Genomic DNA, 6,200 nt, shown 5'->3' with positions numbered 1-6,200 from the left:
AGCAGCTGCCAGTCCCACAGGTCCGCGTTCGGTCCGGGAAGGCGGGAGAAATCTGGCCGCCGTATACGGCGGCCGGGGCCCCGAAACTCCCGGTCAGAGGGGTCAGCGGGCGGCGCGGTTGACGGCCGAGACGACCGCCTTCAGCGACGCACGCGTCGTGTTCGCGTCGATGCCGATCCCCCACAGGACCTTGCCGTCGATCGCGCATTCGATGTAGGAGGCGGCCTGCGCGGAGGCGCCCTCGCTCATCGTGTGCTCCTGGTAGTCCAGCAGGCGTACGTCGATGCCGATGGACTGCAGGGCGTCGAAGAAGGCCGAGATCGGACCGTTGCCGGTACCGGTCAGGACGGTGTCCTCGCCGTCCACTGTCGCCTCGACCGTGAGCGTGTCCACGCCGTCGGTGTCCGTGGTCGACTGGCCCGTGCGGACCTGGATGCGGCCCCAGGGGTTGTCCGGGTTAGGCAGGTACTCGTCCTGGAAGACCGCCCAGATCTCCTTCGGCGTGATCTCGCCGCCCTCGGCGTCCGTCTTCGCCTGGATGAGCTTGGAGAACTCGATCTGCATCCGGCGCGGCAGGTCCAGCTTGTGGTCGTTCTTCAGGACGTAGGAGATACCGCCCTTGCCGGACTGGGAGTTGACTCGGATGACGGCCTCGTAGGAGCGGCCGACGTCCTTGGGGTCGATCGGCAGGTACGGCACCGCCCACTCGATGTCGTCGACCGTGACGCCCTTGGCCTTGGCGTCGGCCTCCATGGCGTCGAAGCCCTTCTTGATGGCGTCCTGGTGGGAGCCGGAGAAGGACGTGTAGACCAGGTCGCCCACGTACGGGTGGCGCGGGTGGACCTCCATCTGGTTGCAGTACTCCCACGTACGACGGATCTCGTCGATGTCGGAGAAGTCGATCTGCGGGTCGACGCCCTGGGAGAACAGGTTCATGCCCAGGGTGACCAGGTCGACGTTGCCGGTGCGCTCGCCCTGCCCGAACAGGCAGCCCTCGACGCGGTCGGCGCCGGCCATCAGGGCCAGCTCGGCCGCCGCCACGGCCGTACCCCGGTCGTTGTGCGGGTGGACGGACAGGCAGACGTACTCGCGGCGGGAGAGGTTGCGGTGCATCCACTCGAAGCGGTCCGCGTGCGTGGACGGGGTCGAACGCTCCACGGTGGCGGGCAGGTTGAGGATGATCTCGCGGCCCGGGCCCGGCTGGTAGACGTCCATGACCGCCTCGCAGACCTCCAGCGCGAAGTCCAGCTCGGTGTCGGTGAAGATCTCGGGGCTGTACTGGTAGCCGAACTCGGTCTCGGGGCCCAGCAGCTTCTCGGCGTACTCCATCACCAGGCGGGTGCCGTCCACCGCGATCTGCTTGATGTCGTCCTTGGAGCCGCGGAAGACCACCCGGCGGAACACGGGAGCCGTCGCGTTGTACAGGTGGACCGTAGCCCGCCTGGCGCCCTTCAGGGACTCCACGGTCCGCTCGATCAGGTCCTCGCGGGCCTGGGTCAGTACGGAGATCGTGACGTCGTCGGGGATCGCACCCTCTTCCTCGATGATCGAGCGCACGAAGTCGAAGTCGGTCTGGCCGGAGGCGGGGAAGCCGACCTCGATCTCCTTGTAGCCCATCTTCACCAGCTGGTCGAACATCCGGCGCTTGCGCTCGGGCGACATCGGGTCGATCAGGGCCTGGTTGCCGTCACGCAGGTCGGTGGAGAGCCAGCGGGGGGCGGCGGTGACGCGCTGCTGCGGCCAGGTGCGGTCCGGGATGTCCACCTGCTCGTAGCGGCCGTACTTGTGGATCGGCATGGAACTGGGCTGCTGGCGGTTGGCCATGATGCGTGGGCTCCTCAGGGTGTCCGGATGATCGGAGATCCGGATGTCCGGGGTGGACGGCCGACGACGCAACGCCAGAGCTCCGCGGGGAGGGAGTCGGCCTTGTGACTACAGGCCCTCGCCGCGGCAGCTAAGGAGAAGCAGCCCGAAACGCATGATGCGTCGCAGCCTATCCGAGCCGCCCCGGACACGGGGACGCGTTTCAGTATGCGGGACCGTGGTCACAAAAGAGACAAAAGGTGCGCCGCACCACATCGCCCTAGCACACCGTCACGGAGCGTCGCGCTCCTGTCCCGGTATTTCACCAATCATGGTGGCCGCTAGTGACACCGGTGTCACTGAGTGCAATGGTGCCAGTCATGACGACCAACGGGGGCTTCGAGCCCGTCTTCTGCACGATCGTGCCGCCGCACGTCCTCGACAAGCTCGCCCGAGCCGAGGACTCCGCGCTCTCCGGCCCGGCCCGCCGGTCCCTGGAGCACGACGCCTACCAGCGCACCAAGCGCCGCCTGACCACGGTCATCGGCGCGCCTTCCGTCGCCGCGCCCGCGGGCGCCGCCGCGGACCAGCCGCACCGCACGATCTACGACGCCCAGCACACCCAGGACCTGCCCGGTACGCAGGTCCGCGCGGAGGGTTCCGACCCGGTCTCGGACGCCACCGTCAACCGCGCCTACGCGGGCCTCGGCGCCACCTTCGAGCTGTACCTGAAGGCCTACGGCCGGCACTCCATCGACGACAACGGGCTGCCGCTCGACGCCACCGTCCACTACGACCAGAACTACGACAACGCGTTCTGGAACGGCGAGCAGATGGTGTTCGGGGACGGCGACGGCGAGATCTTCCTCGACTTCACCATCCCGGTCGACGTCATCGGCCACGAGCTGACCCACGGCGTCACCCAGCACACCGCGAACCTGGACTACTTCGGCCAGTCCGGCGCGCTCAACGAGTCGGTCTCGGATGTCTTCGGCTCGCTGATCAAGCAGTACACCCTCGGCCAGACCGCCGACGAGGCCGACTGGCTGATCGGCGCGGGCCTGCTCGCCCCGCACGTCCATGGCACCGCGCTGCGCTCGATGAAGGCCCCGGGCACCGCGTACGACGACCCGAACCTGGGCAAGGACCCGCAGCCGGCGACCATGGACCACTATGTCCGCACCGGCCGCGACAACGGCGGCGTGCACATCAACTCGGGCATCCCCAACCACGCCTTCTACCTGGTCGCCACGGCCATCGGCGGCAACGCCTGGGAGAAGGCCGGGCAGATCTGGTACGACGTGCTCACCGGCGGCGAGCTGAAGAGCGACGCTCTGTTCGCCGACTTCGCCACGCTGACGGTGAAGGCGGCCCGGGAGCGGTACGGCGCCGGGGACGAACTCCAGGCCGTGCAGAAGGCGTGGGAACAGGTCGGGGTGCGGACGCTGTAGTACTGCGACACTGAGCCCATGCGGATTCAGGTGAGGCGCACAGGCGGGTTCGCGGGCATCGAGCGCCGGGCCGAGGTGGACACCTCGGGCCGGCCCGACGCCCATGCGTGGCACACCCTGGCCGAACGCGTCCTCGCGTCCGGCCGGGGCACGCCGCCGGCCGGCGTCCCGGACGGCTTCCGGTACGAGATCACGGTGGACGGCCGCACGGTGTACGCGGCTGATCCCCGACTCACCGAGGAGCAGCGGGAGTTGATCACGAGGGTGCTGAAGGAAGGGGCGTAAGGACGGGTTTCCGCCGGGGCGTTGACTTCCGTTACCGGGGGTAAGGATGATCCGGCCATGGCGACTGACGCAGGCAATCCGATACCTCGGTTCCCGGCCGGCTTCCTGTGGGGTGTGTCGACCTCCGCCCATCAGATCGAAGGAGCGGCGGACGAGCGCGAGGCGTCCGTGTGGGACGTGTTCACGGCCGAGCCGGGGCGGGTGAAGGACGGTTCGACGGCGGCGGTCGCCTGCGACCACTACCACCGCCACCGGGAGGACGTGGCGCTCCTGGCCGGCCTCGGCGTGGACGCGTACCGCTTCTCGATCTCCTGGCCCCGCGTCAACTCCCCCGGCGGCCTGGACTTCTACGACCGCCTGGTGGACGAGCTGTGCGCGGCGGGCGTACGGCCCGTGCCCACCCTCTTCCACTGGGACCTGCCCGCCTCCCTGGACTGGCTCCAGCGGGACACGGCGGACCGGTTCGCCGAGTACGTCTCCGTCGTGGCCGAACGGCTCGGCGACCGCGTCACCAAGTGGATCACCCTCAACGAGCCCGCCGAGCACACCCTCCTCGGCCACGCCCTCGGCGCCCACGCCCCGGGCCGGCAGCTCCTCTTCGACGCGCTGCCGGTCGCCCACCACCAGCTCCTCGCCCACGGTCTCGCGGTACGGGCCCTGCGCGCGGCCGGGGCGACGGACATCGGCATCGCCAACTCCCACGGCCCCACCTGGCCCGCCTCCGCCGAACCGGCCGACGTGGAGGCGGCCGGCTTCTACGACGTCCTGCTCAACCGCCTGTTCGCCGAGCCGGTCGTCCTCGGCCAATACCCGGACGGCATGGGTGAGTTGATGCCGGGCGACGTGCACGAGGACCTGAAGATCATCGCCGAACCCGTCGACTGGTACGGGATCAACTACTACGCGCCGACTCGGGTGGGGGCGCCCGGCGGCACCGGCAGCGAGTACGGCGGTCTGGCGCTGCCCGCCGAACTCCCCTTCTCGGTCAGGGAGATCGAGGGCCGGCCGGTGACCGACTTCGGCTGGCCGATCGTCCCCGAAGGCCTCACCGAGCTGCTGTGCGGCTTCCGCGAGGCCTACGGCGACAAGCTCCCGCCGATCGTCATCACCGAGAACGGCTGCTCCTACGACGGCCTCGACGACCAGGACCGCATCGCCTACCTGGACGCCCACATCCGCGCCCTGCACACCGCCATGGAGGCCGGTGTGGACGTGCGCGGCTACTTCGTGTGGTCCCTGATGGACAACTTCGAGTGGGCCGAGGGCTATCAGCGCCGCTTCGGCCTGGTGCACGTGGACTACACGTCGCTGAAGCGCGCCCCGAAGGCCTCCTACCACTGGTTCCGGGACATGCTCCGGGCCCAGAGATGACGGCCTGGGATGACCGCGCAGGATGACGGCACGGAGATGACCACGGCCTGGGCCCCGGCCGCGCTGGCCGAGCCCGTCGAGCCGGTCGGCCGGGGCTGGACGGCGGCCCTCTCGCTGGCCAACGGTGCGATCTGGGTCGGCTGGTTCGGCCCGCTGCAGATCCTGCTCGCCTCCCAGGCGGGGGACTTCGCACCCGGCTCCGGGATGTCCAAGGAGACGATGCTGGCCTGGGTGACCGGCGCCGGCGCGCTGGTCTCCCTGTTCGCCAACCCGCTCTTCGGCGCCCTGTCCGACCGTACGACCGCCCGCCCCGGCCGCCGTACGCCGTGGATCGTGGCCGGGGCGGCGGGCGGCGCGCTGTCCCTGCTGCTGCTCGCCCAGGCGCGCGGAGTGTGGTCCATGGCGGTGGGCTGGTGCCTGGTGCAGCTCACGCTGAACGCGGCGTTCGCTGCGGTGACGGCGGCCGTGCCGGACCGGGTGCCCCGGCGCCAACGGGGCGCGGTGGGCGGCTGGTTGGGGGCGGCACAGATCCTGGGCGTGGTCGGCGGCACGGGACTCGCGACCGTGGCGGGCGGAGTGGGGGCCGGGTATGCGGCGTGCGCGGTGTTCACGGCGGCGGGTGTGCTGCCGTACGTCCTGCGGTATCCGGATCTGCGGCTGTCGGCCGATGACCGGCCGCCGTGGTCCTGGCGCGGCTTCCTCGCGGGCTTCTGGCTGAGCCCGCGCCGCTACCCCGACCTCGGCTGGGCCTGGCTGACCCGCTTGCTGATCAACCTCAGCAACTCGCTGGTGCTGTTGTACCTCCTCTACTACCTGCGGGACCGCCTGCACCACGCCGACCCCGACCGGGGTGTGCTGATCCTGACGGCCGTGAACAGCCTGACGCTGATGGCGACGGTCGTGGCGGGCGGCGTCTGGTCGGACCGGGTGGGCCGGCGCAAGCCGTTCGTCGTCTGGTCGGGCGTGCTGATGGCGGTGGCGACGGCGGCCCTGGCCGGCTGGCAGACCTGGCCCGGCGCGCTCGTGGCGGCGGCCGTCCTCGGCGTCGGCTTCGGCGTGTTCACCTCCGTCGACTTCGCGCTGATGACGGACGTCCTGCCGAAGGCGCTGGACCGGGGCAAGGATCTGGGAGTCATCAACGTTGCCAACGCCCTGCCCCAGGTGGCGGCCCCCGCCCTGGCGGCGCCGATCGTGACCTACCTGGGCGGCTACCGGGTGCTGTACCTGGTGGCGGCGGTGATCGGGCTGGCGGGGGCGGTGCTGGTGGGGCGGATCAGGGGAGTCGACTAG

The 6,200-nt window shown here is 70.2% G+C and carries 5 protein-coding genes; 4 read left to right on the top strand and 1 reads right to left on the bottom strand.

All coding sequences use genetic code 11. From position 1 onward, the window contains the following. Positions 1-102: 102 nt before the first annotated feature. Entirely contained in the window at positions 103-1,824 is a 1,722-nt protein-coding gene (leuA, locus tag AB0M27_RS24170) for a 2-isopropylmalate synthase (RefSeq protein ID WP_365723939.1), read from the bottom strand. 359 nt (positions 1,825-2,183) lie between these two features. On the opposite strand from leuA, the gene AB0M27_RS24165 reads away from it, so the two are divergent. The 4 genes from AB0M27_RS24165 to AB0M27_RS24150 are packed head-to-tail and all read left to right on the top strand — an operon-like array spanning position 2,184 to position 6,200. Then, positions 2,184-3,254: a M4 family metallopeptidase gene (locus AB0M27_RS24165; RefSeq protein WP_365723938.1), complete on the top strand. Its 1,071-nt coding sequence runs from the start codon at positions 2,184-2,186 to the stop codon at positions 3,252-3,254. An 18-nt stretch (positions 3,255-3,272) separates the two neighbouring features. Beyond that, complete coding sequence (locus tag AB0M27_RS24160) at positions 3,273-3,539, top strand: protealysin inhibitor emfourin (protein WP_365723937.1); 267 nt, start codon at positions 3,273-3,275, stop codon at positions 3,537-3,539. Positions 3,540-3,596: 57 nt separating this feature from the next. Continuing rightward, positions 3,597-4,910 carry a GH1 family beta-glucosidase gene (locus AB0M27_RS24155; protein ID WP_365723936.1) on the top strand — a complete coding sequence of 438 codons (1,314 nt, stop codon included), beginning with the start codon at positions 3,597-3,599 and terminating at the stop codon, positions 4,908-4,910. 36 nt (positions 4,911-4,946) lie between these two features. Further along, on the top strand, positions 4,947-6,200 hold the full coding sequence (locus tag AB0M27_RS24150; RefSeq protein ID WP_365723950.1) for an MFS transporter: 1,254 nt from the start codon (positions 4,947-4,949) through the stop codon (positions 6,198-6,200).

This window comes from Streptomyces sp. NPDC052107 (genome assembly GCF_040680215.1).
Lineage (GTDB): Bacteria > Actinomycetota > Actinomycetes > Streptomycetales > Streptomycetaceae > Streptomyces.
The sequence above is the reverse complement of the archived record's forward strand: the minus strand, read 5'-3'. Positions and strand labels throughout refer to the sequence as shown.

Bases quoted from the DNA above. Each gene is read 5' to 3' on its own strand.
- leuA (WP_365723939.1), bottom strand. From the start codon at position 1,824: ATGGCCAACCGCCAGCAGCCCAGTTCCATGCCGATCCACAAGTACGGC.
- AB0M27_RS24165 (WP_365723938.1), top strand. From the start codon at position 2,184: ATGACGACCAACGGGGGCTTCGAGCCCGTCTTCTGCACGATCGTGCCG.
- AB0M27_RS24160 (WP_365723937.1), top strand. From the start codon at position 3,273: ATGCGGATTCAGGTGAGGCGCACAGGCGGGTTCGCGGGCATCGAGCGC.
- AB0M27_RS24155 (WP_365723936.1), top strand. From the start codon at position 3,597: ATGGCGACTGACGCAGGCAATCCGATACCTCGGTTCCCGGCCGGCTTC.
- AB0M27_RS24150 (WP_365723950.1), top strand. From the start codon at position 4,947: ATGACCACGGCCTGGGCCCCGGCCGCGCTGGCCGAGCCCGTCGAGCCG.